At 64.8% G+C, this 25,612-nt stretch carries 23 protein-coding genes, 3 tRNA genes and 2 rRNA genes; 20 read left to right on the top strand and 8 right to left on the bottom strand.

All coding sequences use genetic code 11. The features are described 5' to 3' along the window. A 23S ribosomal RNA gene (locus RS027_RS00970) occupies positions 1 to 89 on the top strand; the annotation flags it as partial. A gap of 104 nt (positions 90 to 193) precedes the next feature. Continuing rightward, a 5S ribosomal RNA gene (gene rrf, locus RS027_RS00965) occupies positions 194 to 309 on the top strand. Positions 310 to 716: 407 nt separating this feature from the next. Here rrf and hisC read toward each other — a convergent pair. Then, on the bottom strand, positions 717 to 1,778 hold the full coding sequence (hisC, locus tag RS027_RS00960) for a histidinol-phosphate transaminase (protein ID WP_311952523.1): 1,062 nt from the start codon (positions 1,776 to 1,778) through the stop codon (positions 717 to 719). A gap of 157 nt (positions 1,779 to 1,935) precedes the next feature. On the opposite strand from hisC, the gene RS027_RS00955 reads away from it, so the two are divergent. From RS027_RS00955 to mnmH, 4 genes are all read left to right on the top strand, one after another. Continuing rightward, positions 1,936 to 2,385 (top strand): copper resistance protein NlpE N-terminal domain-containing protein, encoded by a 450-nt coding sequence (locus tag RS027_RS00955; protein WP_311952519.1) that lies wholly within the window; start codon positions 1,936 to 1,938, stop codon positions 2,383 to 2,385. 116 nt (positions 2,386 to 2,501) lie between these two features. Further along, positions 2,502 to 3,878, top strand: coding sequence for a DNA repair protein RadA (gene radA / locus RS027_RS00950; protein ID WP_311952516.1), 1,377 nt, complete (start codon positions 2,502 to 2,504; stop codon positions 3,876 to 3,878). Positions 3,879 to 3,980: 102 nt separating this feature from the next. After that, positions 3,981 to 5,018 (top strand): selenide, water dikinase SelD, encoded by a 1,038-nt coding sequence (selD, locus tag RS027_RS00945; RefSeq protein WP_311952512.1) that lies wholly within the window; start codon positions 3,981 to 3,983, stop codon positions 5,016 to 5,018. After that, positions 5,015 to 6,124 carry a tRNA 2-selenouridine(34) synthase MnmH gene (gene mnmH / locus RS027_RS00940; RefSeq protein WP_311952508.1) on the top strand — a complete coding sequence of 370 codons (1,110 nt, stop codon included), beginning with the start codon at positions 5,015 to 5,017 and terminating at the stop codon, positions 6,122 to 6,124. The genes selD and mnmH overlap by 4 nt, the downstream gene beginning before the upstream one ends. Here mnmH and RS027_RS00935 read toward each other — a convergent pair. Further along, a complete protein-coding gene (locus RS027_RS00935) occupies positions 6,121 to 6,810 on the bottom strand; it encodes a type 1 glutamine amidotransferase (protein WP_311952505.1) in 690 nt (229 codons plus the stop codon). The genes mnmH and RS027_RS00935 overlap by 4 nt on opposite strands. A 136-nt stretch (positions 6,811 to 6,946) precedes the next feature. Here RS027_RS00935 and RS027_RS00930 point away from each other — a divergent pair, with 136 nt between their 5' ends. Beyond that, positions 6,947 to 7,543, top strand: a complete 597-nt coding sequence (locus tag RS027_RS00930) for a YjaG family protein (RefSeq protein WP_311952502.1) — start codon at positions 6,947 to 6,949, stop codon at positions 7,541 to 7,543. Between the two features lie 41 nt (positions 7,544 to 7,584). Here RS027_RS00930 and RS027_RS00925 read toward each other — a convergent pair whose 3' ends face one another. The 5 genes from RS027_RS00925 to hisB all read right to left on the bottom strand — a co-directional run bounded on the left by RS027_RS00925 (position 7,585) and on the right by hisB (position 10,983). After that, positions 7,585 to 8,148 (bottom strand): hypothetical protein, encoded by a 564-nt coding sequence (locus tag RS027_RS00925; protein ID WP_311952499.1) that lies wholly within the window; start codon positions 8,146 to 8,148, stop codon positions 7,585 to 7,587. Position 8,149: 1 nt separating this feature from the next. After that, entirely contained in the window at positions 8,150 to 8,923 is a 774-nt protein-coding gene (hisF, locus tag RS027_RS00920; protein WP_311952497.1) for an imidazole glycerol phosphate synthase subunit HisF, read from the bottom strand. Beyond that, positions 8,920 to 9,666, bottom strand: a complete 747-nt coding sequence (gene hisA / locus RS027_RS00915) for a 1-(5-phosphoribosyl)-5-[(5-phosphoribosylamino)methylideneamino]imidazole-4-carboxamide isomerase (RefSeq protein ID WP_311952495.1) — start codon at positions 9,664 to 9,666, stop codon at positions 8,920 to 8,922. Before hisA ends, hisF begins: the two co-directional genes overlap by 4 nt. A 71-nt stretch (positions 9,667 to 9,737) precedes the next feature. Continuing rightward, positions 9,738 to 10,379, bottom strand: a complete 642-nt coding sequence (hisH, locus tag RS027_RS00910) for an imidazole glycerol phosphate synthase subunit HisH (RefSeq protein WP_311952492.1) — start codon at positions 10,377 to 10,379, stop codon at positions 9,738 to 9,740. Positions 10,380 to 10,389: 10 nt separating this feature from the next. Beyond that, positions 10,390 to 10,983: an imidazoleglycerol-phosphate dehydratase HisB gene (gene hisB / locus RS027_RS00905; protein WP_311952487.1), complete on the bottom strand. Its 594-nt coding sequence runs from the start codon at positions 10,981 to 10,983 to the stop codon at positions 10,390 to 10,392. Between the two features lie 205 nt (positions 10,984 to 11,188). Here hisB and RS027_RS00900 point away from each other — a divergent pair, with 205 nt between their 5' ends. The 12 genes from RS027_RS00900 (at position 11,189) to RS027_RS00845 (ending at position 21,550) form a co-directional block, all read left to right on the top strand. Further along, entirely contained in the window at positions 11,189 to 11,545 is a 357-nt protein-coding gene (locus tag RS027_RS00900) for an acetyl-CoA sensor PanZ family protein (protein WP_311952482.1), read from the top strand. Continuing rightward, complete coding sequence (locus tag RS027_RS00895) at positions 11,542 to 13,848, top strand: AsmA family protein (protein WP_311952477.1); 2,307 nt, start codon at positions 11,542 to 11,544, stop codon at positions 13,846 to 13,848. The genes RS027_RS00900 and RS027_RS00895 overlap by 4 nt, the downstream gene beginning before the upstream one ends. A gap of 6 nt (positions 13,849 to 13,854) precedes the next feature. After that, positions 13,855 to 14,988 carry an A/G-specific adenine glycosylase gene (mutY, locus tag RS027_RS00890; protein ID WP_376717565.1) on the top strand — a complete coding sequence of 378 codons (1,134 nt, stop codon included), beginning with the start codon at positions 13,855 to 13,857 and terminating at the stop codon, positions 14,986 to 14,988. Between the two features lie 42 nt (positions 14,989 to 15,030). Next, complete coding sequence (locus RS027_RS00885) at positions 15,031 to 15,303, top strand: oxidative damage protection protein (RefSeq protein WP_311952473.1); 273 nt, start codon at positions 15,031 to 15,033, stop codon at positions 15,301 to 15,303. Positions 15,304 to 15,431: 128 nt separating this feature from the next. Continuing rightward, positions 15,432 to 15,507: transfer RNA gene (locus RS027_RS00880), tRNA-Phe, on the top strand. A gap of 4 nt (positions 15,508 to 15,511) precedes the next feature. Then, positions 15,512 to 15,586: transfer RNA gene (locus RS027_RS00875), tRNA-Gln, on the top strand. A 75-nt stretch (positions 15,587 to 15,661) separates the two neighbouring features. Then, positions 15,662 to 15,737: transfer RNA gene (locus tag RS027_RS00870), tRNA-Thr, on the top strand. 111 nt (positions 15,738 to 15,848) lie between these two features. Next, on the top strand, positions 15,849 to 16,448 hold the full coding sequence (locus RS027_RS00865; RefSeq protein WP_311952470.1) for a DUF2726 domain-containing protein: 600 nt from the start codon (positions 15,849 to 15,851) through the stop codon (positions 16,446 to 16,448). Positions 16,449 to 16,645: 197 nt separating this feature from the next. After that, positions 16,646 to 18,130 carry a Na+/H+ antiporter NhaC family protein gene (locus tag RS027_RS00860; RefSeq protein ID WP_311952467.1) on the top strand — a complete coding sequence of 495 codons (1,485 nt, stop codon included), beginning with the start codon at positions 16,646 to 16,648 and terminating at the stop codon, positions 18,128 to 18,130. 20 nt (positions 18,131 to 18,150) lie between these two features. After that, complete coding sequence (locus RS027_RS00855; protein WP_311952463.1) at positions 18,151 to 19,344, top strand: glycine C-acetyltransferase; 1,194 nt, start codon at positions 18,151 to 18,153, stop codon at positions 19,342 to 19,344. Next, positions 19,341 to 20,366, top strand: coding sequence for an L-threonine 3-dehydrogenase (tdh, locus tag RS027_RS00850; protein ID WP_311952460.1), 1,026 nt, complete (start codon positions 19,341 to 19,343; stop codon positions 20,364 to 20,366). The genes RS027_RS00855 and tdh overlap by 4 nt, the downstream gene beginning before the upstream one ends. Before the next feature lie 119 nt (positions 20,367 to 20,485). Next, the gene (locus tag RS027_RS00845; RefSeq protein WP_311952456.1) at positions 20,486 to 21,550 is read left to right on the top strand and encodes an endonuclease/exonuclease/phosphatase family protein; all 1,065 of its coding nucleotides are present in this window, start codon (positions 20,486 to 20,488) and stop codon (positions 21,548 to 21,550) included. 16 nt (positions 21,551 to 21,566) lie between these two features. On the opposite strand, the gene RS027_RS00840 is transcribed toward RS027_RS00845, so the two are convergent. Next, a complete protein-coding gene (locus tag RS027_RS00840; protein WP_311952452.1) occupies positions 21,567 to 22,538 on the bottom strand; it encodes a homoserine kinase in 972 nt (323 codons plus the stop codon). 213 nt (positions 22,539 to 22,751) lie between these two features. Between RS027_RS00840 and polA the strand changes: the two genes are divergently transcribed. Further along, complete coding sequence (gene polA, locus RS027_RS00835; RefSeq protein ID WP_311952449.1) at positions 22,752 to 25,538, top strand: DNA polymerase I; 2,787 nt, start codon at positions 22,752 to 22,754, stop codon at positions 25,536 to 25,538. Positions 25,539 to 25,612: the final 74 nt, after the last annotated feature.

Below are 25,612 nucleotides of genomic sequence, written 5' to 3'. Positions count from 1 at the left end.
AGCAAGACGAGCTGGTTGATAGGCCGGGTGTGGAAGCGCTGCAAGGCGTTGAGCTAACCGGTACTAATGTGCCCGTGAGGCTTGACCCTATAACACCCAAGGGGTCGGGTCGCAGGACAACGATGAAGATGTCAAACAAGACAGGACGGATACGCGAGACGATCACGAACAGCATGATATATCACCGGTTACGCCTGACGGCCATAGCGAGCGGGAACCACCTGATCCCTTGCCGAACTCAGCAGTGAAACCGCTCAGCGCCGATGGTAGTGTGGGGCCTCCCCATGCGAGAGTAGGACATCGTCAGGCACCAATACGCAAAGAACCCGGCCAAGCGCCGGGTTTTTTGTGTGCGCGGAAGAAAAGCGGCAAGGGCACCGCCTCCCCGGTCATCGCGGCTCCTGGGTCATGGCGAGCGAAGCGTGGCCATCTCGGGTTTCGCCGATAGTGCCACCGCCCGTACGAGATCGCCACGTCGCTATGCGACTCGCGATGACAGTAGAGGGAAAGTGCCAGCGCAAGTATGAGATCGCCACGTCGTTTACCCCCGTTTTCTGGTTGCTTGCGCTCCTCGCGACGACCGTAGCGGGCTGTGAGCACCGCACCCGCCACGTCATAGCGACCCCTGGGTCATCGCGATGACCGTAGCGGGGAAAGGCGCACGCGCCCACCGCGGCATGGCGAGACGATCTCCTGCGGGCGCGGTGTGGGGCTGTTCAAATACAGAGCACTTCCAGGGTTTCGATCAGGGTGTCCATCTCGTCATCGGTGCCGATGGAGATACGCAGGAAGTTGCTGAGTCCGGCCTTGTCGAAGTGCCTTACCAGGATGCCGCGTTTGCGCAGGCCGGCAAATAGCTGGCCGCCATCGAGGGTTGCGTGTTTGGCAAAGAGAAAGTTGGCCTCGGAGGGAAGAACGTTAAAGCCCAGCGTTTCCAGCCTCATGCGGGTGCGCTCACGAGTGGCGATAACGCTGTCGCGGCAGGCGTGGAAGTGTTCGGTGTCTTCCAGCGCGGCAATGCCGGCGCGTTCGGCCAGGCGATCCACCGGGTAAGAGTTGAAGGAGTCCTTGATACGTTTCAACCCTTCTATCAGCTCCGGCGAGCCGATGGCATAGCCAAGGCGAATCCCGGCGAGGCTGCGGGACTTGGAGAAGGTGCCGGTCACCAGCAGGTTAGGGTAGCGCTCCGTCAGCGGGGCGGCACTTTCCGCGCCAAAATCAACGTAGGCCTCATCCACCAGTACGACGCGGTCAGTCACGCGCCTGAGGAGCGTTTCCAGTGCGGCGAGCGTGTGTGCATGGCCAGTGGGGGCGTTGGGGTTGGCAAAGATGATGCCGCTTCTGTCGTCAGCGCTTGCCAGCGCTTCCAGGTCGACCTCCCATTTTTCGTTAAGCGGATGCTGACGCAGCTCGACGTCATAAAGCCGGGCGTAGACCGGGTAGAAGCTATAGGTGATGTCGGGAACGTCCAACGGCGCGCCGTGACGGAAAAACGCCTGAAAAGCAAAGGCAAGGATCTCATCCGAACCGTTGCCCGCAAAAACGCTGTCGTCAGTTACTTCGTACGTTCTGGCCAGTGCCTGACACAGCGCGGTGGAGGCGGGATCGGGGTAGAGGCGCAGATGGCTGGTGGCATAGTCGCGGAGCACTTCGCCAACGCCCGGCGCAGGGGCGTAGGGGTTTTCGTTGGTATTCAGCTTGATGACCTGATCGGCGGGCTGCTCGCCAGGAACGTAAGGGGTTAGCTCACGTACGCCGGGACTCCAGAATTGGCTCATGGCAATGACCTGAATCGGTGGGCACAGTGACGATCATGGTCGCTTGGGCGGAAAAAAAGCGCAAGTAACCCGCAGGAAGGGGGGTGTGCGTGGTAGTGTGGAGCGGTTATGCTGTTGCCACTTTACTTGACTGTTTAACGCGATGAGGAGATCAACGATGCAACTAAGAAGTGTGCTGATCGGCTCGGCCATGCTGTCGCTGCTGGCAGGCTGTGCCGGCGGCCCGACAGAAACGGCCAGCAAGGAGTCCGTGGAGCCTGCTGCCGTCAGCTATCAGGGAACGCTGCCCTGCCGTAACTGTGACGGTATCGGTCTCGACGTGGAAATGACCGGTGAAGAAGCTGATGCCATGCAGGAGCGTACCTTTGCACTCACCGCCTCCTACATGAACCATCCGCAAACGCCGCCGGACGAAGACTACGCCGGTAACTGGGAAGTCCTGACCGGAACGCCCTCCGATCCGGATGCCAAGGTATATGAGCTGACGCCGGACGGTGAAGGCCAGACGTACTACTTCCTGCGCCTGGACGAGCGCACGCTTGAGCTGATTGATCCCGAGCGTCGCCGCTTTGAAAACGGTGAGATGCTGCGCCTCAAGCGTCAGTAATCGTTGCGGGTAGCATCAAGGCAAGAAGCAAAGGCGGCCATGAGCCGCCTTTGCTGTTTTACGGCAGGTAAGATGGCCCGCTAATCCTTCATGCTCATTGTCGTAGGAGCACGTTTGTGGCCAAAGCCAAAAGCGCTTTTGTGTGCACCGAATGCGGTGCCGAATATCCTAAGTGGCAGGGGCAGTGCTCCAGCTGCAAGGAATGGAACACGCTGAGCGAAGTGCGCCTGGCGGCGCCGCGTCCGGGCGCAGCGCCGAGCGTCTCAACCGGGCGTAGCGGCTATAGCGGCACGCTGACGCGGAAAGTGGTGGACCTGGGCCAGGTGGACCTCAGCGAAGTGCCGCGTATGAGCTCCACCTTCGGTGAGTTTGACCGCGTGCTGGGCGGCGGCCTGGTGCCGGGCTCAGCGGTTCTCCTGGGCGGCCACCCCGGCGCGGGCAAGTCGACGCTTCTGCTGCAAACCGCCTGCAAACTGGCCCAGAGCCAGGCGGTTATCTACGTCACCGGGGAAGAGTCGCTGTCCCAGGTGGCCATGCGCGCCCACCGGCTGCAGCTCCCTACCCAGGGGCTCAAGATGCTCGCCGAAACCAGCATCGAGACCGTTCTGGCGGTAGCCGAGCGCGAAAAGCCCGACGTGTTGGTGATCGACTCCATCCAGACCATGCACCTGGAAGACATTGCCTCGGCTCCCGGCGGCGTCGCCCAGGTGCGCGAGTCCGCCGCTGCGCTTACCCGCTTTGCCAAGCAGAGCAATACCGTGCTGCTGTTGGTGGGGCACGTGACCAAGGACGGCAGCCTTGCCGGCCCCAAGGTGCTCGAGCACATGATCGACGCCTCGCTTTTGCTGGAAGGCGGCTCGGACTCGCGCTTTCGCACCCTGCGCGGGCAGAAAAACCGCTTTGGCGCGGTCAACGAGCTGGGCGTTTTTGCCATGCTCGAGCAGGGGCTGAAAGAGGTGAAAAATCCCAGCGCGATTTTCCTATCGCGCAACGAAGAGCAGGCCCCCGGCAGCCTGGTCATGGTGGTGTGGGAAGGCACCCGCCCGATCCTGGTGGAAGTGCAGGCGCTGGTGGACGAGTCCGCGCTGGGCAATCCGCGCCGGGTGGCGGTGGGGCTGGATCACAACCGCCTGGCCATGCTGCTTGCTGTGCTCAACCGCCATGGCGGGCTTTTTACCGGCGATCAGGACGTGTTCTTGAACGTGGTGGGCGGCGTCAAGGTGCTCGAAACCAGCGCCGATCTGGCGGTGCTCCTGGCGGTGGTGTCGAGCCTGCAAAACCGCGCTTTGCCTCGGGAGCTGGTGGTATTTGGCGAGGTGGGGCTGTCCGGCGAAATTCGCCCGGTGCCCAGCGGCCAGGAGCGCATTGCCGAGGCCGCCAAGCACGGCTTTACCCGGGCCATTGTGCCCCGGGCCAACGCGCCCAAAAAGTCGCCGAAGGGCATGACGGTTACCCCGGTGGACAAGCTTAGCGACGCGCTGGATGCCCTCTAGCGGTCAGGTGCATCTGGTGCCAGTGCCGTAAGGTGGCATAGGTGGTGAGCGCCCGGCTGCGTTAGAATGGCCGCCCATCGTTTTGGCCAAGGAGACACCTCAATGAGCGCCATTCGCCTGACCCAGTACAGCCACGGCGCCGGATGCGGCTGTAAAATTGCTCCCGACGTGCTCGACGGCATCCTCGCCAAGGCCGGCCCGCCGGCCAGCAGCGAGCGCCTGGTGGTGGGTAACCAGGGTCGCGAAGACGCCTGCGTCTACGACCTGGGCGACGGTCGCGGGATGATCGCCACCACCGACTTTTTCATGCCCATTGTCGACGACCCGTACGATTTCGGGCGTATCGCAGCGACCAACGCCATCAGCGACGTCTACGCCATGGGCGGCGATCCGGTCATGGCGCTGGGGATTCTCGGCTGGCCGCTGGACAAGCTCAGCGTCGATATCGCCGGCGATGTCATGGCCGGTGCCCAGGCCGTTTGCCGCGACCACGGCGTGGCCCTTGCCGGCGGGCACTCCATTGACGCCCCGGAGCCGATTTTCGGCCTGGCGGTGAACGGCCTCATCGAGCTTGAGCGCTTGAAGCTCAACAGCGCGGCCAAGCCCGGGGATTTGCTGTTTTTGACCAAGCCGCTGGGCGTGGGGATGCTTACCACGGCAGAAAAGCGCGGCCTGCTGGCCGCCGAGCACCGGGGGCTTGCCCGGGAAACCATGCTGGTCTCCAACCGCATCGGCGTCGAGCTTGCCGAGGTGGCCGGTGTACACGCCATGACCGATGTCACCGGCTTTGGCCTGGCCGGGCACTTGAGCGAAGTCTGCGCTGCGAGCGGCGTGGCCGCGGTGCTCGATTTCAGTCGCCTGCCGCGCCTGGAAGCTGCGGAAGGCTACCGCCAGCGCGGAGCAGTGCCCGGCGGCACGGTGCGCAACCGCGAAGCGTTGGGGGCGGCGCTTCCGGCGATGAGCGATGTTCACTGGCAGTGGCTGTGCGACCCGCAAACTTCCGGCGGGTTGCTGCTGGCCGTAGACCCGGACAGCGCTGATGCGGTCCAGTGCATCGGCCGCGAGCACGATATCGAGCTTGCCGCGTTCGGCACGCTCAAGGAAGTCGACGGTGAGGCGCTTATCGAGGTGGCCGGGTGATTGGTGCGAGCGCACCGGCCGGTACCGACCTGATTTGCCAGGCGTACCCGCTGATCGACGTGCGTGCCCCGGTGGAGTTTGCCCAGGGGGCGCTGCCGGGCGCGGTCAATCTGCCGCTGCTGGACGACGACGAGCGCCATCAGGTGGGCCTGGCCTATAAAAAGCGCGGGCAGGCGGCCGCCGTTACGCTGGGCGAAAAGCTGGTCAGCGGCGAGACCAAGGCCGGGCGGCTGGCAGCCTGGCGCGCCTACCTGAGCGAGTATCCCGACGCGCTGATCTACTGTTTTCGTGGCGGGCTGCGCTCGCAGATCGTGCAGCAGTGGTTAGCGGAGGCCGGCCGCGCGCCGCCGCGGATTGAAGGCGGCTGGAAAGCCATGCGGCAGCGGCTCTGTACGCGTATTGATGACGCTGCAAGCCAGCCCATGCTGGTCATCAGCGGGCTTACCGGCTGTGCCAAGACGGCGCTGATCAACCGGCTGGAAAGCGGGGTGGATCTGGAAGGCTTCGCCAACCACAAGGGCTCGGCGTTCGGCCGGATGCCCGAACCGCCGCCAACCCAGATTGACTTTGAACACGCCCTGGCCAAACGGCTGATGGCGCTTTCCGGTCCGCTGACGCTGGAAGACGAGTCGCGCCAGGTCGGCAGCGTCAACGTTCCGCTGACGTTCTGGCAGGGGATGGCACAGGCGCCGCGCATCCGCGTGGAAATGCCCCTGGACTGGCGGCTGGAGCAGCTGCAAAAGGACTACATCATTGATCTTGAGCGCGCCCACTGCGCCCGCTTTGGCGAAGAAGAGGGCTGGCAGCGCATGCGCCAGCAGCTGGGTAACGCCCTGCTGCGGCTGAAAAAGCGCTTGGGCAGCGCCCGCCTCGCCCGGCTGCAGCGGCTACAGGCGCTGGCGTTTGCCGCCCACGAAAGCGGCGATCGCCAGGCCCACGAAGCCTGGCTGGCCCCGCTGTTGACCGAATACTACGACCCCATGTACCGCTACCACCTCAAGCGCCACCAGCAGACCGGACTGCGCGAGCTGCACGTGGGCGACTGGGGCAGCTGTTTGAGCGCCGCCCGGGAGTGGCAGGCAGTGCAGGCGCCTGCCAGCGGCTAAGACGCTGGCGCTGTGCTCAGCCATTCGCAGAGTACCCGGTCGAGCAGCGGCGCGAGCCGATCGAAAGGCTCGGCGTCGGCGAGGATGTCCGTCGGTGGCTGAACAAAGTCGTCGCGGCCGGCGGGTGGCGCCTGGCTGTCCAGCAGAGTCGAAACGCTTTCCCGGGTCGCGTGCAGCTGGCACAGCAGGCCGATGACGCGCTTGTCGTCCCAGGCAAAGCCCTGCAGCGGGGCAGCCGCGCTTGCGCCCAGCGGCGTTGCGTTATCCGGCAGGCTGAAGACGGCGCGGTGCCACAGAAAGGCGTGAAACTGCCCGGGCAGATCAAACGGCGAGCGCTCATCCACAGTCACTGCGTGAAAGCCGGCCTCGGGGAAGGTACCCGGAGCGACCGTTGCCCCCAGCGCATCAGCAATCAGGTGCGCGCCAAGGCCGAAGCCCAGCAGCGGCTTGTGGCCGTCCAGGTAGCGCTCGATCAGCTTTTGTTCTCCCCGCTGCCACGCCGGCGGGTGATCGAGCTGAGCTTCGTCGCCGTCGAGGACGATCAGCGCATCGCTGTCGCCCGGGGGCGGGGCCAGCTCGCCTTCGTCAAGATGAAACACGGTGTAGCTGTGCCCCATGCTCAAAAACCAGTCGGCGAGGCGCGCGGGGCCGTGGCGGGGGCTGTGCTGTAGCAGATGGACGTGCATGGTATTCTCCTCGACCGATAGCGGCTTTTTGGGCCAGCGCTTAGTGACACAAATCTTGTTCCATTTTTTGAACAAGCACCTTACCGGCAAGCGTGATCCTGACTCCCCGGTGGGAAGCACGCACAGGAATACTAACATGGCGTCACAAAATCTGGGCTTTTTCCAGCGACTTCAGCAGCTTGGCCTTCCCGAACAGCAGGCCTTCATGGCCGCTCTGGCCGAGCGCCAGCTGCCCAACTATGCGCTTTACGCGCAAACCACCGGCCACGGCGATACGCATACGCTGCGCGCCGTGCTGGATCTGGTGTGGGAAAAGCTCGCCGTGCGCAGCGCAAGTATCGACTTCGACCGCCAGGCAGAAAAGCTGGCCGAATGCGAGCCCCCGGCCGAGGACGACAGCTTCGGCGCCCGGCGGGCGCTGGACGCCGTGATGTCGGTGTCGGCGCTGCTGGATACCCTGCGCGGCGAAGCCCCCGAGGCGGTGCTCGACGTCAGCCGCACCTCGCGTGCCGGCGTGCGCGCCTTTATCGAGCTCACCGAAGGCGAAGACGACGCCGAGAAGCTGGCGCTGCTGATTCGTGACCACCCGCTTACCGACGACGAAAACGGCTTTCAGGACGCCGTGCTTGAGGCCGTCTCGCCGCCGCTTTCCAAAGACCGGCTGAAAGAGGTCCGCCGGCTGGGTAAAAACGAGGGCGTTAGCAATCTGGGGCTTTCGCTGGACTCGGAATAGGCGAGCAGAGGCCGCCGGATGCCGCCGGCGGCTTTGGGGGGTTAAATACGGATGCCGGCGTTGAACATGACGCCGGCGGTGCCGAATAGCAGTATATCGGTTTCAACCTTGCCCCAGCGGACGCCGACGGCCGGCAGAATGGCCGGGGCAACGCCGTAGTGGTTGAACGGAATCTTGTGCTTTTTGCTGTCCTTGTAGCCGCGCAGCGCGCCGGCGGTGAGCTTGGCACGAAACTCCAGATTCGGCGCCGGCTGCCAGAAGGGAAATTCGCGGCCGGCGTAGAAATACCAGATGGGCTGGTCGAAGGAGTTTTTCAGCCAGGCCGTGCCTGCAAGCCAGCGGTCGGGGTTGTGCAGCTCGATGCCGATCAGGTTCTGATCTTCGTTGTAGCCCGCGCTGCCGGAGAAGTGCTGCGTTACCAGGCTCGTTTGCACAAAGGTGTGGTCGTATTGCCAGAAGTCGCTGCCCGATGCGCTCAAGGGGAGGGCGACGCCCGCTAGCAGAGCGATAAGCCAGCGGCGCGCCCTGGGGGTGTACGCCGCCACCATGTCGGAAACAAAGTGCATGTCGGAAACAAAGGGCATGCCGGAAATAAACGCCGTCATCTTATAGCCGCATCTTGATGCCGCGCTCTGTCATGTAGCGCTTGGCCTCGGGAATGGTGTATTCGCCGAAGTGGAAGATGCTGGCAGCGAGCACCGCGTCGGCGCCGCCCTTGAGCACGCCGTCCACCAGGTGATCGAGGTTGCCCACCCCGCCCGAGGCGATCACCGGCACGCCCACCGCCTCGGCAATGGCGTGAGTCAGGTCCAGATCAAAACCGGCCTTGGTGCCGTCCCGGTCCATGCTGGTCAGCAGCAGCTCGCCGGCGCCGTAGTCGACCATTTTCTTCGCCCACTCCACCGCATCGAGGCCGGTTGCCTTGCGCCCGCCGTGGGTGAAGATTTCCCAGCGGGGCGCCTCGCCTTCCCGGGATACCTGCTTGGCGTCAAGAGCCACGACGATACACTGGCTGCCAAAGCGCTCGGCGGCTTCGCGGACGAACTCCGGGTGGGTAATCGCCGCGGTGTTGATCGCCACTTTATCCGCCCCGGCGTTGAGCATGGTGCGGATATCTTCGCAGCGGCGGATGCCGCCGCCCACGGTCAGCGGAATGAATACCTCGCCGGCAATGCGCTCGACCATGTCCACGGTGGTGTCGCGGCCGTCGCTGCTGGCGGTGATGTCGAGGAAGGTGATCTCGTCGGCGCCCTGCTGGTTATAGCGCTGGGCGATTTCCACCGGGTCGCCGGCGTCGCGGATGCCGATAAAGTTGACGCCCTTGACCACGCGGCCGGCGTCGACGTCAAGGCAAGGGATAATGCGTTTGGCAAGGCTCATGATTTTCCTCCGCTCAGACGATCGCTCAGCCGCTGGGCCTCGGCGACGTCCAGACTGCCCTCGTAAATCGCGCGGCCGGTGATCGCGCCCAGAATACCGCTGTCAGCCACTTCGCACAGCGCTTCGATGTCGTCCAGATTGGTCACCCCGCCCGAGGCAATCACCGGCAGGCCGCCGTCCCGGGCAAGCGCGGCGGTGGCCTCGACGTTGACGCCCTGCATCATGCCGTCCCGGGCGATGTCGGTATAGACGATGGACGACACGCCGTCGTCGGCAAAGCGCTTGGCAAGCTCGGTGGCTTTCATCGTAGAGACCTCGGCCCAGCCGTCGGTAGCGACAAAGCCGTTTCGGGCGTCGAGCCCGACGATCACGCGGCCGGGAAAGGCGCGGCACATGTCGCCGACAAACGCCGGCTGCTTCACCGCCTGGGTGCCGATGATGACGTAGGACACCCCGGCGTTTACATAGTGCTCGATGGTCTCGGCGTTGCGGATGCCGCCGCCGATCTGGATGGGCAGGTCCGGGTAGGCCCGGGCAATGGCGGTGACCGCCTCGCCGTTGACCGGCCGGCCGGCAAAGGCGCCGTTTAGATCGACCAGGTGCAGGCGGCGGGCGCCGGCCTCGACCCAGCGCGCGGCCATGGCCACGGGGTCGTCGCCGTAGGACGTGGCCTCGTCCATGCGGCCCTGCTTGAGGCGCACGCACTGGCCGTCTTTCAGATCGATGGCGGGGATGACTAGCATGATGTTCTACCTTACCTGAGGCGCGGTGTTCAGGGTGACGAGCTCATGGAGGCCGGCTTATGGAGACCGGCTTATGGAGACCAGGTAACAAAGTTTTCCAGCAGCCGCAGCCCGGCGCGGGAGCTTTTTTCCGGATGAAACTGTACGGCAAAGGTGGACTGGTGACCAATGGCCACGTGGGCGCTGACGTGGCCGTACTGGATAGTCCCGAACACGTCGGCGCCCTCAGCGGCCGCCACGTAATAGCTGTGCACGAAGTAGAAGTGCTCGTGGCTGTCGATGCCTTCCCAGAGCGGATGCTCGCGGCGCTGGTCGACCAGGTTCCAGCCCATGTGCGGCACCTTCATGCGCGCATTGTTGTGGTCGCGCATGGCTTCCGGAAAGCGCTTCACCTCGCCCTTGAATGCGCCCAGGCAGCTAACGCCGCCGCTTTCCTCGCTGTGTTCCAGCAGCATTTGCTGGCCCACGCAGATGCCCAGCAGCGGCTTTGCCTGGCGCTGGATCACGTCTTCGACCAGGCCCCGGAGCTCAGTACGCTCAAGCTCGCCCATGCAGTCGCGGATCGCCCCCTGGCCGGGGAGAACCAGCCGGGTCGCACCAAGAATGCAGCGCGAATCCCGGGTAATGATGACGTTTTCATGGGTAACGTGCTCAAGCGCCTTGGCCACGGAGTGCAGGTTGCCCATTCCATAGTCGATCACGGCAATGGTCATGGAGTGCTCCTTATAAGGTGCCTTTGGTCGACGGCATCTGTCCGGCCATGCGCGGGTCTTCGGCCATGGCCATGCGCAGCGCCCGGCCAAACGCCTTGAAGATCGTTTCGGCCTGGTGGTGGACGTTGAACCCCTTGAGGTTGTCGATGTGCAGCGTCACCGCGGCGTGGTTGACGAACCCCTGGAAAAACTCCTGGAACAGCTGGGTATCCAGCGCGCCAACGGTATCCCGGGTGAATGCAACGTCCATGAATAGCCCCGCGCGCCCGGAAAAATCGATCACCACCCGGGAAAGCGACTCGTCAAGCGGCACATAGGCGTGACCGTAGCGGTAAATGCCGCGCTTGTCGCCAATGGCCCTGGCAAACGCCTGGCCCAGGGTAATGCCCACGTCTTCCACCGTGTGGTGATCATCGATATGCGTATCCCCGGTGGCGTTGATGTCCAGGTCGATCAGGCCGTGCCGGGCAATCTGGTCGAGCATGTGGTCCAGAAACGGCACGCCGGTTTCGCCGTCGAGCCGGCCGCTACCGTCGAGGTTGACGCTGACCTTGACCTGGGTTTCCTGAGTGTCACGGCTGACCGTGGCAATACGCGCTGACATCTTGTTTCTCCTGCGCCAAGGCGCACTTGAGGGGAGCGCCGGTGGCGACGCACACTGTTTATGAGGCGCCCCGCGAAGGCGCAGGCCACCGGATGAGCAGGGCAAGCCTGCGGCAAAACCGTCATTATAGTGAATCGGCCCGGCAATCGGCTACAATGCGCGCACAAGGTATGCCCGCCCGCCGGGCCAAGAGGATCCCTGAACCATGCCGGTGACACTGCAGCACGTAGACCAGACCCGCTGGGCCCAAGATTCCCAGGCTCGCCAGGACCTGATACGCATTTACCAGGACGCCGATCCAGCGTATCTGGCGCCGGATGCGGCCAAGGCCTTCGTCGCTGACCACCTGCGCGCCGGCAACGGCTTTGCCTGTGCGCTGTTCAACGCCCGGCTGCTCGGCGCCGTGGCGGTTACGCCAAACGCTGACGGCGCGTGGCAGCTAAGCCACCTCTGCGTGCGCGCGGAAACCCGCGGGCGCGGGGTGGCCACCCGGCTGCTGGCGCTGGTGGCCGCCGAGGCCAAAACCCGCGCGCCGACGGGAACGCCGGAGGAGGCGCCATGAAACAGCTGTTGCGCATCCTGCTTGCCGCCGTTGGCATTCTCGGCGTGCTCGCCGTGGCCGCCGTGGTCTATGTTACCACCTTCATGGACCCCGAGGACTTCAAGCCGCGCCTGACCGCGGTGGTGGAGGAACATACCGGCCTGGATGTCGAGCTCGACGGCGCGCTTTCGTGGTCCTTTTATCCGCGCATCGGCGTCAGCGTAGAGAAAGCCCGAGCCTGGCTTGCCGAGCAGGACGAAGAGGCGCCGCCGTTTGCCGCCGTGGAGCGGGCCGAGGTCAGCGTGGCTCTGGCCCCTCTGCTGCGCGGGGAAATCGCCGTGGACGGCCTGACCCTTGACGGCATGAACCTGAACCTGCGGCGCAACGAACAGGGGGAAGGCAACTGGGAGGCGCTGCTTGAGCGCATGGCCGAGCGCGGCGAAAAAGCCGAAACCGTGTTGGCCCCGGCGAGCGCCGGCCCCAACGCCGATGCCGGTAACCTCGACGTGGCGCTGAGCATTGCCAGCGTCAAGGTCCAGAACGCCGAGCTGCGCTTCCGCGATGCCCAGAGCAATACCTTATGGCACGCCGAAAAGCTCAACGTGACCGGTAGCAATGTCAACTCGCGGCGTTTCTTCCCGCTCAAGGCCATGCTGACGCTCAGCCGCTACGATAGCCTGGATGCCCAGGCGCTGACGGAGCCGCCGGCGGTGAGCAGCGAAATCAACCTGGACACGCGGCTCAAGCTGGCGCTGGCCGAGCACGGCTTCGTGCTGGAAAACCCCGATCTGGAAACGCGCACCCGGCTGGCGGCCGACGTCGAGCCCCAGGCGCTGCGCCTGGGGGCATCCCGCATCGAGGCGGGGCTGGACGAGCGGCAGCTGGCCGTGACCGACGGCGTGCTGGAAACCACCCTGCACCATCCCGACACCTGGGAGGGCGGCCTGGCGCTGGCGCTCAAGTTTGCCCTGGAAGGTGACTGGGGCGAGCAGGTCGCCACCGTTAACGACATGCAGCTCGAAGGCCCCGACGGCCTGCGCGCCCGGGGCCGGCTGACGCTGGAAAACTGGATGAGTGACCTTCGCTTTGCCGGGCAGATGACGCTGGCGCCGCTGTCGCTTCGCCCCTGGCTCGAGCGGCTGGGCGTGAGCCTCGATACGCGCAACCCGGGCGCGCTTTCCGACGTGGCGCTGACCAGCCAGATAAAAGGCGACGCCGAGCGTATCCGCTTTGCCCCGCTGTCGCTGGTGCTCGACGACACCACCCTGACCGGCGAGCTTGCCGCCGGGCTTGATGGCACCGCGCTGGACTTCGACCTGGAAGGCGACACCCTGAACGTCGATCGCTACCTGCCCGCTCCTGCCGCTGCCGCGAGCAAGCAGGCCGGTATCGGGCTTTTGCGCCGGGCCGTGGCAGAAGAAGACGCGCCGGCGCTGGTATCCCAACCGCTTCTGGCCAAGCTTGATCTCGACGGCGCGCTGGCGCTGGGCTCGCTGACCCTTGGCGGGCTCAAGTTCGACTCCCCCGAGCTTGCGCTCAAGAGCCGCGAGGGTAATCAGCGGCTCGAGGCCTTCGAGGCCGGCTTTTACGGCGGCAAGCTCAGCGCTACCGGCAGCCTCAATGCCGGGCAAACGCCGCTGGAGTGGGCGCTGGCGCCCCGAGTCAGCGGGGTGAAAATGGCGCCGCTGCTGGAAGCGCTTGGCGAGCGCGACGCCTCGCTTAGCGGCCGGCTTGACGCCAGCGGCGAGTTCATCACCCAAGGCAACACCCGCGAAGACCTGGTGCGCCGGCTAAACGGCAGCGCCAAGGCGGAGCTGAACGACGGTGCCATCGCCGACGTTAATATATCCCGGCAGATGTGCGAAGCCGTTGCTGCGCTCGAAGGCCGCGATACCACCCGCGAGTGGCGCGACGACACCCGCTTTGAGCACGTGGATGCCACCTTCACCGTGCGCGACGGCGTCGTTGAGAGCGACGACCTGCGGGTGACGCTTCCCGGCATCAGCGTCCAGGGGGAAGGCGAGTACGACCTGGGCCACCGCCAGTTTGATGCGCTGGCCAGCGTTCGGCTGGACAACACCGCCGACGCCGCCTGCCGGGTTAATCCCAGGCTTGCCAAGCTGGCGCTGCCGGTGCGCTGCGAAGGCAGCATCAGCGCTGAGCCAGGTAAATGGTGCCGCGTTGACCGCGACGCGCTGAAAGATAACGTGTCGCGGCTGGCCGGCGACGAAGTCGGCAGCCGCATTGAGGAAAAGCTCGACGACAAGCTCGGTGAAGGGGCCGCCCGTGAGCTGCGCGACGGCCTGAAACGCCTGTTCGACTGAGGTTGCATGTCATTGTCCAAGCATCATCAGAGTCAGCCCGCCATGCCCGAGCCGGTGCTTGAACCGGCGCGCTTTCAGCGGCGCCTGCTCGACTGGTTCGACCGCCACGGGCGTCACGACCTGCCCTGGCAGGCGCCGCGCACGCCGTACCGGGTGTGGGTGTCGGAAATCATGCTGCAGCAAACCCAGGTAACCACCGTCATCGGCTATTTCGAGCGCTTTATGCAGCGCTTTCCCACCCTTGGCGATCTGGCCGCCGCCAAGCAGGACGAAGTGCTGCACCTATGGACGGGGCTTGGCTACTACGCCCGGGCGCGCAACCTGCACAAGGCAGCGCAAGTGGTAGTGGACGAGCACGGCGGCGAGCTGCCGACCGCAAGCGTGGATGAGCTCACTGCGCTTCCGGGCATCGGCCGCTCCACCGCCGGAGCGATCATCGCCCAGAGCACCGGCGAGCGCGCGGTAATGCTCGACGGCAACGTCAAGCGCACGCTTACCCGCCTGCACGCGGTAGAAGGCTGGCCCGGCAGGCCCCAGGTGGAGCGCGGCCTCTGGGCGCTGGCGGACCATTACACCCCTGAATCGCGACTTGCCGACTACACCCAGGCGATGATGGATCTGGGCGCGACGCTGTGTAAGCGCGGCACCCCGGACTGCGCGATCTGTCCGTTTGCTGATGTTTGCGTGGCCCACGCCCGGAGCGAGGAGCGCCGCTACCCCGAGTCCAAGCCCAAAAAGGCCGTGCCCACCCGGCAAACGCTGATGCTGATGCTTCATGACGGCCAGGGGCGCGTGTGGCTCGAGCAGCGCCCGCCCGCAGGGCTCTGGGGCGGGCTCTGGTGCCTGCCGCAGTTCGATACCCACGACCAGCTGCACGACTGGCTGGCGACCCACGCCAAAGCCCCCGAGCGCGAGCCGGCGCGGCCGACGTTTACCCACGCGTTCAGCCACTTTCGCCTGGAGATCACCCCCCAGCCGGTGCACTGCGATGAGCTTTATGCCGTGCGCGAAGGCGGGCAGTGGTACGACGTCAATAATCCGCCGGCGCTGGGGCTTGCCGCGCCGGTCAAACGCCTGCTCAGCGAGTTTGCCGTGGAGCTGGCGCCGTTTTGCCTGGATAATGCGCCGGGCCATGCGTAGCCTGTTAAGCCAATCACCCCGCGTTGCTGTAAGGAGTCATTCATGAGTCAGACAGTATTTTGCCGCAAGTATCAAAAGGACATGGAGGCGCTGCCGTTTCCGCCGCTGCCGGGCCAGAAGGGCCAGGAGATTCAGGCCAACGTGTCCAAGCAGGCATGGGAAGAGTGGCAGGCGCTGCAGACCCGCCTGATCAACGAAAAGCATCTCAATATGCTTGACCCCGAGTCCCGGGCCTATCTGATGGAGCAGATGGAGCGCTTTCTGGATAACCGCGAAACCGACCAGGCCGAAGGCTACGTTCCGCCCGAGGCGTAAGTGCCCGTGAATAGGCCGCACGGCGCATAGAACATAAGCCGCGGAAAGGAAAGGTAGAAACGAAAGAAAGTTTTACAAAGCGGTTGACGGAAGGCGCCGCTTTTAGTTTAATACGCACCGTTGGCGGCGGCCGGATAGCTCAGTTGGTAGAGCAGTGGATTGAAAATCCTCGTGTCGGCGGTTCGATTCCGTCTCCGGCCACCAACGTTGGGGTATCGCCAAGTGGTAAGGCACCGGTTTTTGGTATCGGCATGCGCAGGTTCGAATCCTGCTACCCCAGCCATTCGCCAACACGATTTCTTGTTGGATGTGCCCAAGGCATTGCGCCCCGGCACATTCGTTTCTCAAGAAACGCCATGCCGACATAGCTCAGTTGGTAGAGCAACTGACTTGTAATCAGTAGGTCCCGGGTTCGACTCCTGGTGTCGGCACCACTGCAAAGCCTTTGCAGTCAAAGCGTTAGAGAACACAAAAAAGCCGCCTTTCAGGGCGGCTTTTTTGTGTGTGTCAACAAAATGTCTACAGCGTAGACGCGGAGTCGCCGCATGAACCTGCCTTTTGCGCTACCGGGCGCGATGCCGGAGTATCTGAATCATCCGCTGGCATGGGGCCTTGGCGGGGTGCTGGCCCTGATGCTGCTGATCGCGCTGATCAAGCGGCTTATTCCTAAGCGGCGGGCCCGCTACCGGGCGCACGAGTTCCTGTTCACCCAGGCCGAGTGGCGCTTTGCCGGGGCGCTGCAAGAGGCCATCGGCAGCGATTGGCTGCTGATGGGCAAGGTCCGGATAGCGGATTTGCTCGCCGTGGAGCGCGATCCAAGACTCCCCCGGGGGGAGTGGCTGCGGGCGTTTTCGCGCATCAGCCAAAAGCACATCGACTATGTGCTGGTCGACCCGCAAAGCGGGCGGGTGATGTGCTGTATCGAGCTGGACGACGCTTCCCACGAGCGCCAGGACCGGCTCAAGCGGGACCGTTTCGTCAACGCGGCCTTTGCCCAGGCCGGGGTTCCGCTGCTGCGCATACCCACGGCCCGGCGCTACGAGGCGCAGGCGCTGCGCGAGCATATCCAGGCGGCGATTCGCGAGCGCCCGGCAAAGCCCGGGAAGCGCGGCCGCAAGAAGGCGGCCAAGAGGCGCTCGGCGTAGCGGCCGGCGGCGCCTCTACGCCTATAGTGCTAGGCGGCAGCGCTTTTACGTGCACAGTATTTCCTCTACTTTGAGGTTTGAGGACATACAAAATGATGCCAGACGCCGCGTTAGCGGTGAATATTGCTGCGGCTTCTGTCCCCCGGTATGTCGCCGGCACCGCGCCGGGAGATCCCCCGTCGAACAAGGAGAATGGCATGGCAGAGCCAACCACGTCGTCCGGGCAGCATCCGCCGCCCGTCGCTTCCCTGTCGTTTCGCTTTGGCGCGCTCGGCGCCGCCGTGCCGCTGGCGTTTTTCGTCATCTGGGCGATTACCATCAGCGTGCTCGGACTATCGTCGGAAATCGCCCTGGTCATGGGCGCGCTGTTCGGCATTGTGCTGGGGCTTTTCTGCTGCGCCAGCCGCTGGTCCGACTACGCCAACGGCCTGTTTGAAGGCATGACTCAGCCGGTGGGCGTGGTCGCCATCGTTGCCTGGTTCTTTGCCGGCATGTTTGCCCAGGTGCTGCAGGTGGGCGGCCTGGTCGAGGGCCTGGTGTGGCTCGGCGGCGTGTCCAACGTCACCGGCGGGCTCTTTGTGGCCATGACCTTTGTGCTCGCGGGGATCTTTTCCACCGCCGTGGGCACCGGCTACGGCACTACGGTTGCCTTTTGCACCCTGATGTATCCGGCCGGCGTGGCCGTGGGCAGTGACCCCACCATGCTGTTCGCCGCTATCCTCTCCGGAGCGATCTTCGGCGACAACCTCGCCCCGGTCTCGGACACCACCATCGTTTCGGCCACCACCCAGGGAGCCGACGTGCCAGGCGTCGTGCGCAGCCGCTTCAAGTATTCCATCGCCGCGGCGATCCCCACCGCCGTTCTGTTTGCCGTATTCGGCGGCGGGGGCGACGCAAGCTTTGCCGACCCGGCGGCTCTTGAGGAAATGATGGCCTCCACCGAGCCCATGGGGCTTTTGATGCTGGCGCCGTTTGCGCTGGTGCTGGTGCTGGCGCTGTCCGGCCAGCACCTGCTGACCTCACTCACCTGGGGCATTATTGCCTCGATACCGGTGATTCTGGTGGCCGGCACCGGCGCGCTTGGCGACATCGTTAGCTTTGACGCCGAGGCCGACACCGTGATGACCGGCGCGCTGGTGCAGGGCGTGAAAGGCTACGTCAATATGGCGATCCTGATTTTGCTGATCGTCGCCTCGGCCTACCTGCTCAAGCTGGGCGGCACCATGGAAGCGATCACCGGCAAGCTGGTGACCTGGATCAAGGACTCCGTGCGCAAGGCAGAGCTTGCCATCTGGGGGATCGTGGCGCTTTTGAACACCGCCATTACCATCAACACCGCCGCGGAAATCGCCGCCGCGCCCTTTGTGCGCGAGCTGGGCGAGCGCTACCGGCTCCACCGCTACCGCCGAGCCAACATGCTCGACGCCATGACTTCGGCGCTGGGCTATATTTTCCCCTGGGGCGCGCCGGTGCTGCTCGGCTGGTCGACCATCAGGCTGATGCAGGAAACCTACGAATGGCTGCCGAGCGTTGCACCCACCCAGGTATTTCCGTTCGTCTTCCAGGGCTGGCTGCTGGTTGCGATCATGCTGGTCGCGGCGCTCACCGGCTGGGGCCGGCGCTATGAAGGCCCCGGCGGCCAGGAGCTGAAAGAGCCGCCGGAAAACCCGACACACACCTAAGCCAACGGAGAAACAACCCCATGACCCAGGCGTTTCAGCGAGAGCTCAAGAGCCGGCTCGACGAGCTTCACGAAGAAGGCCTCTACAAGCACGAGCGCGAGCTGATGTCGCCCCAGCGGGCGCGGATCAGCGTAGCCCAGGGCGAGGTGATCAACTTCTGCGCCAACAACTACCTGGGGCTGGCCGACGACCCGGCGCTGATCAAGGCCGCCGAGCGCGGCCTGCACGAGCTGGGCCTGGGCATGGCCTCGGTGCGCTTTATCTGCGGCACCCACGCCGAGCACCGCCGGCTGGAGCATCGCCTGGCAGATTTTCTGGGCATGGACGACGCCATCCTCTATGCCTCCTGCTTTGACGCCAACGGTGGGCTGTTCGAGACGCTTTTGGGGCCCGAAGACGCGGTGATTTCCGACGCCCTCAACCACGCCTCGATCATCGATGGCATCCGCCTGTGCAAGGCCGGCCGCTACCGCTACGCCAACAACGACATGGCTGAGCTTGAGGCCCGACTGCAGGAGGCCGACGCCGCGGGCGCGCGCTTCAAGCTCATCGCCACCGACGGCGTGTTCTCCATGGACGGCGTGGTCGCCAACCTCACCGCCATCTGCGATCTCGCAGAAAGGTACGACGCCATGGTGATGATCGACGACTGCCACGCCACCGGCTTTCTCGGCGAGGGCGGCCGCGGCACCCACGAATACCACGGCGTCATGGGCCGGGTGGACATCATCACCACCACGCTTGGCAAGGCGCTGGGCGGCGCCTCGGGCGGGGTCACCGCCGCCCGCGGAGCGATTGCCGAATGGCTGCGCCAGCGCTCCCGGCCGTATCTGTTCTCCAACGCCCTGGCGCCGCCGATCGTCGCGGCAAGCCTTGAGGTGCTGGATAGGGTCGAGCAGGGCGGCGAGCTTCGCCGACGGCTGTGGGACAACGTCGCGCGCTTCCGCGAAGGTCTTGAGAAGGCGGGCTTCACCCTGACCGGCGCGGACCATCCGATCATCCCGGTAATGCTGGGCGACGCCCGGCTGGCCTCCACCTTCGCCGAGCGCCTGCTCGCCGAGGGCATCTACGTCATCGGCTTTTCCTACCCGGTAGTGCCCCGAGGGCAGGCGCGCATTCGCACCCAGATGTCGGCGGCGCACACGCCCGAGCAGATCGACGCGGCCTTGGAGGCCTTTACCCGTATCGGCCGCGAGCTGGAGGTCATCTCATGAAAGCCCTTGCCAAGAGCCGCGCCGAGCCCGGCATCTGGATGGTTGACGCACCCGTGCCCGTGCCCGGCCACAACGACGTGCTGATTAAAATCCGCCGCACCTCGATCTGCGGCACCGACCTGCACATCTACCACTGGGACGAGTGGGCGCAGAAAACCGTGCCGGTGCCGATGATCACCGGCCACGAATACAGCGGCGAGATCGTTGCTCTGGGCGAGGGCGTGGACGGCTTTGCCGTGGGCGACCGCGTTTCCGGCGAAGGCCACGTGACCTGCGGCTACTGCCGCAACTGCCGGGCCGGGCTGCGCCACCTGTGCCGCAACAGCATCGGCGTGGGCGTCAACCGCCAGGGCGCCTTTGCCGAGTACATGACGCTGCCCGCCTACAACCTGTTCAAGCTGCCCGACGACGTCTCCTTTGATCTGGCGGCGATTTTCGATCCCTTCGGCAACGCCGTGCACACCGCGCTGGCGTTTGACCTGGTGGGCGAGGACGTGCTGATCACCGGCGCTGGGCCCATCGGCATCATGGCCGCCGCCGTGGCCCGCCACGTAGGCGCGCGCCACGTGGTGATCACCGACGTCAACGACGAGCGCCTGGCCCTTGCCCGGCGCATGGGCGTGACCCGGGGCGTCAACGTCGCCCGGGAGTCTCTGGAAGACGTCATGGCCGAGCTTTCCATGAGCGAAGGCTTCGACGTGGCGCTGGAAATGTCCGGCGTGGCCTCGGCCATCGACCAGCTGCTCGACGCCATCAACCACGGCGGCAAGGTCGCCATGCTGGGGATCCCCCCGGGCGAGATGCCCATCGACTGGAGCCGGGTCATCTTCAAGGGGCTGACCATTCGCGGCATCTACGGCCGGGAAATGTTCGAGACCTGGTACAAGATGGCAAGCCTCATCCAGTCGGGGCTGGATCTCGAGCCGATCATCACCCACCGCCTGGCCATCGACGACTTCGAGCAGGCTTTTGCCGTGGTGGAAGAGGGCAGCTCGGGCAAGGTGGTGATGAGCTGGGACTAGGCGCGCACGTTCAAGCGCAGGAGTGAGCGAGGCCCGCGGCGACTTTTGCGCCGGGGCCGTTTATTGGGCATGCTGAACGTTCGTTATCACGCCGTTATTCACCCAGCCGGATGCCGCCCATGCTCACCCTTGTTCTCACCGCTGCCACCGCCATCCTGCTGGCCGCTACCACCCTGGGGCGCATTCCCGTTCACCAGTGGTGGGCGCGCGCCTGCGAGTTTCCCCGGCTGCAGATCGCAAGCCTTGCCGCGCTGTGCCTGGTGCTCTCGGCCTTTGCCGAGGCCGACGCGCGCCTGTGGCTGATGCTTGCCAACGCCCTGGTGGTGGCCGTGCAGCTGCACCGCATCCTGCCCTATACTCGGCTTGCCTCGATTACCGTGCAGCCCACCGACCCGGACGGCGACGAGGCGCGCTGCGTAACGCTGCTGGTAGCCAACGTGCTCACCCCCAACCGCCAGGCGCACCGGCTCACCGAGCAGATCAAGGCGCTCAAGCCCGACGTAGTGCTGACGCTTGAAAGCGACGACTGGTGGCAGGAGCAGCTGGACCCGGCGCTGGACGAAGGCTGGCCGCACAGCGTAAAAATTCCGCTGGACAACCTCTACGGCATGCACCTGTATTCCCGCCTGCCGCTGGAAGAGGCCGAGGTCAAGTGGCTGATCCAGGACGACATTCCATCCATACATACCTGGCTTGTGCTGCCCAACGGCGAGCGCGTCCGCTTTTATGCCCTGCACCCGCGCCCGCCGGCCCCCAGCGAAAGCGAAACCTCGCTGTGGCGCGACGGCGAGCTTTTGCTGGTGGGGCAGATGATTCATCGCGACCCGAAGCCCACGCTTGCCGCCGGCGATCTTAACGACGTGGCCTGGTCGCGCTCCACGCGGATGTTCTGCCGGGTGAGCCACATGCTGGACCCGCGCCGGGGGCGGGGCATGTTCAGCACCTTTCACGCCAAGTATCCGCTGTTGCGCTGGCCGCTGGATCATATCTTCGTCAGCGAGCACTTTACCCTGACCGCGATGCGCCGCCTCAAGTCCATCGGCTCGGACCATTTTCCCATCATGGCCACGCTCTGCCTGCAGCCCTCGCGCACCGATGAGAACGACGCCCCCGAGGCCGACGGCGACGACCGCGAAGAGGCCGCGGACACCGTTGGCGAGGCTCAGCGGCAAAGTCAGGATTAGCGCGCGGCATGCCGGGCTAGCCCGCTGCGGTGGCCGGGGCCTCGGGCAGCGGCAGGGTGCCGTGCATCTGGCGCGCTTTGAAAATGGTGCGAAACTGCGTGGGGTCGTGGGGCGTGAGGTCGTGCGCCGGCGGATTGACGTACACCACCAGCAGCCGCGAGAGCCAGTAGCGCAGCGCGGTCATGCTCAGCATGGTCGGCCACAGCGCGCGCTCGTCGGCGGTGAGCGCCCGGCGCGCCTGATAGGCGTTGATGATGACGTCGTGGCGCGCCTGATCCAGGCGGCCGTCTTCATCGGTGGCCCAGTCGTTGATCACGATGGCAAGATCAAACAGCAGGTCGCCGGTGCAGCCGTTGTAAAAATCGATGATGCCGCCGAGCCGATCGCCCTCGAACAGAGTGTTGTCGCGGAACAGGTCGCCGTGCAGCGCGCCCTGGGGCAGCTCACCCCGGGAGGCGAACTCGCCTTCGAAGTCGTCCACGGCGTTTTTCATCAGCGTCTGGTCTTCCTGGCGCAAAAAACCCAGCACCTTGTGGTGCATGGCCTGCAGCCAGCTCAAATCTCGTGGGTTGGGGCGGAGCCCGGAAAAATGCCGGGAGGTTTGATGCATCCGGCCAAGGGTATCGCCTATTACCCGGCACTGCTCCAGGTTGGGGTTTTCCGGGTGGCGGCCGGGCAGGCGCGGGAACAGCAGCGCCGGCTTGTCGGCCAGGCGCTTGAGCGCCACGCCGTCGCGGTCGTGAACCGGGCCGGGAATCGGCAGGCGATACGCGTCGAGGTAGTCGAGCAGGTCGACAAAAAACGGAAGCTCCTCCTGCTCGCCCTGTTCAAACAGCGTGAGCACCAGCTCGCAGCGGTCGGTGGTAACAAAAAACGTCGAATTTTCCGTGCCGCCGGCAACGCCCTGTAGCGACACGAAGCGGCCCACGTCAAAAGATTCCAGAAACGTAGCGACCTGCGCGTCGCCAAGCGGAGTGAATACAGCCATGAGAATCTCGCTCAGGTTGCCAAGCCTCGTATTGTAGCGGCTTGAACTCTGACTTGGCAGCGCTGCGGCGGTAGACCGCCGTCATGCCTTAGCCCCATACCCGGTGGAAAAGACGTCGGTGCTCGCCGGAGCGGCGGCACTGGGCGTATTATGGCCGGCAAGATTTTATCGCCCTTGTTTTCTGACCTCTCTCTTCGGCAACGGATACTGGCTATGGCTCGCGCACCGATCGTTTTAGTTGACGGCTCCTCCTACCTCTACCGGGCGTTTCACGCGCTGCCGGCGCTGACCACCTCCGCAGGTCAGCCAACCGGCGCGGTCAAGGGCGTGCTCAATATGCTCAAGCGCCTGATCAAGGACTATCCCGAAAGCCCCATGGCGGTGGTGTTTGACGCCCCGGGCAAAACCTTTCGCGACGCGCTTTATGAGGAGTACAAGGCGAACCGCCCGCCGATGCCCGACGACCTCAGAAGCCAGATTGAGCCGCTGCACCAGTGCGTCAGGGCGCTGGGGCTGCCGCTTTTGTGCATTGAGGGAGTCGAGGCCGACGACGTTATCGGCACGCTTGCCCGCCACGCCACCGATGCCGGTCGCGACGCGGTGATTTCCACCGGCGACAAGGACATGGCCCAGCTGGTCAACGACCATATTACGCTGGTCAACACCATGAAAAATGAAACCCTGGACGTCGCCGGCGTCGAGGACAAGTTCGGCCTGCCGCCGGAGCGGATCATCGACTTTCTCGCGCTCATGGGCGACAAGGTCGACAACATTCCCGGCGTACCCGGCGTCGGGGAGAAAACCGCGCTGGGGCTGCTGCAGGGCATGAACGGCGGGCTGGAGACCGTCTACGGCGATCTGGAGCGCGTCACCACGCTTGGCTTTCGCGGCGCCAAGACGCTGCCCAAAAAGCTCGAAGCGCACCGCGATCAGGCGTTCCTCTCCTTTGACCTTGCCACCATCAAGACCGACTGCGAGCTGCCCGCCGGCCTCGACGACCTGGAGATCGCCCACCCGGACCGCGACGCCCTGGTCGGGCTTTACCGCGAGCTTGAGTTCAAGCGCGAGCTTAACGAGCTGCTGGAAGGCCGGGACGAAGGCGTGGACGACGTTGTCGGCGGCACCCCCGCGCCCAGCGCCGCCGACGGCAGCGACAGCGGCGAAAGCGAGGGCCAGCCGACGGCCCAAAGCCAGCGGCAGGACGTGGTGATCACCACGCAACAGGAGCTTGACGCCTGGCTCGAACGGCTGAGCCGGGCCGAGCGCTTCTGCTTTGACCTGGAAACCACCAGCCTCAACTACATGGAGGCGGAAATCGTCGGCGTAGGCATCGCCCTTGAAGCCGGCGAGGCGGCGTATATTCCGCTGGCCCACGACTACCTCGACGCTCCGGACCAGCTCGATCGCCGCGCCGTGCTCGAAGCGCTGACGCCGATCTGGCAAAGCGCTGCCAAGACCAAAATCGGCCAGAACCTCAAGTACGATATTTCCGTGTTGGCAAGCTACGGCATCGAAGTGGCACCGCCGCTGGCCGACATCATGCTTGCGTCCTACGTGCTCAACTCCACCGCCACCCGCCACGACATGGACTCGCTGGCGCTGAAGTACCTGGGCGAGACCACCACGTCGTTCCAGGAGGTCGCGGGCAAGGGCGCCAAGCAGCTCACCTTCAACCAGGTAGCGCTGGAGCAGGCTGTGCCCTACGCCTGCGAGGACGTGGATATCACCCTGCGCCTGCTGGATACCCTAACGCCTCAGGTGGAAAAAGAAGGCCGGCTGGCGGAGGTGCTGGAGACCCTTGAGCTGCCGCTGATTCCGGTGCTCTCGCGCATGGAGCGCGCCGGTGTAGCGCTGGACGTGGAGCGCCTGCACGCCCAGAGCAAGGCGCTTGAGACGCGCATTCACGAGTTGGAGCAAAAGGCCTTTGAGCTTGCCGGGCGTGAGTTCAACTTAAGCTCGCCCAAGCAGCTGGGCGAGATCCTGTTTGACGAGCAGAAAATCCCCGTGCTCAAGAAAACCCCCAAGGGCGCACCGTCCACGGCGGAAGCCGTGCTCGAAGAGCTGGCGCTGGACTATCCGCTGCCCAAGGTCATCATCGAGCACCGGGGGTTTTCCAAGCTCAAGTCCACCTACACCGACAAGCTGCCCCGGCTGGTCAACCCCGCCACCGGGCGGGTGCACACCAGCTACCATCAGGCAGTGACCGCCACCGGGCGGCTGTCGTCGTCGGATCCCAACCTGCAGAACATCCCCATCCGCACCGAAGAAGGGCGCAAGATCCGCCAGGCGTTTACCGCACGTCCCGGCTATCGCGTGGTCGCCGCCGACTACTCCCAGATCGAGCTGCGCATCATGGCGCATCTGTCTGAAGACAAAGGCCTGCTCAAGGCCTTCGCCGAAGGCAAGGACATCCACGCCGCGACCGCCGCCGAGGTGTTCGGCCCGCCCCTGGACAAGGTCACCAGCGATCAGCGGCGCAGCGCCAAGGCCATCAACTTCGGGCTGATCTACGGCATGAGCGCCTGGGGGCTTTCCCGCCAGCTGCACATCGAGCGCAACCAGGCGCAGACCTACATCGACCGCTACTTTGACCGCTACCCAGGCGTGGGCCGCTACATGGAGCGCATCCGCGCCCAGGCCGCCGAGGACGGCTTCGTCGAAACCGTCGCCGGCCGGAGGCTCTACCTGCCCGAGATCAACGCCCAGAACCGCAACCGCCGCCAGGCCGCCGAGCGCACCGCGATCAACGCGCCCATGCAGGGCACCGCCGCGGACATCATCAAGCGCGCCATGATCGACGTCGACGCCTGGCTGCAGGAGGGCAAATTTGACGCGCTGATGGTGATGCAGGTCCACGACGAGCTCGTCTTCGAAGTCGCCGAAGACCGCATCGACGCCTTCAAGCAGGAAGTCGCCAAACGCATGGAAAACGCCGCCAGCCTAAGCGTCGCGCTCACCGTCGAAGCCGAAAGCGGCACCCACTGGGACGAAGCGCACTGATAGGGCAATAGAGCACCGGAAAATGGCGAATGGCAGCGCTGTGTTTTTGTAGGAGGCCGGCTGTGCCGGGCGAA

This window comes from Halomonas garicola, assembly GCF_031935715.1.
Classification (GTDB): domain Bacteria; phylum Pseudomonadota; class Gammaproteobacteria; order Pseudomonadales; family Halomonadaceae; genus Vreelandella; species Vreelandella garicola.
This window is presented reverse-complemented; position numbering and strand designations above follow the sequence as displayed.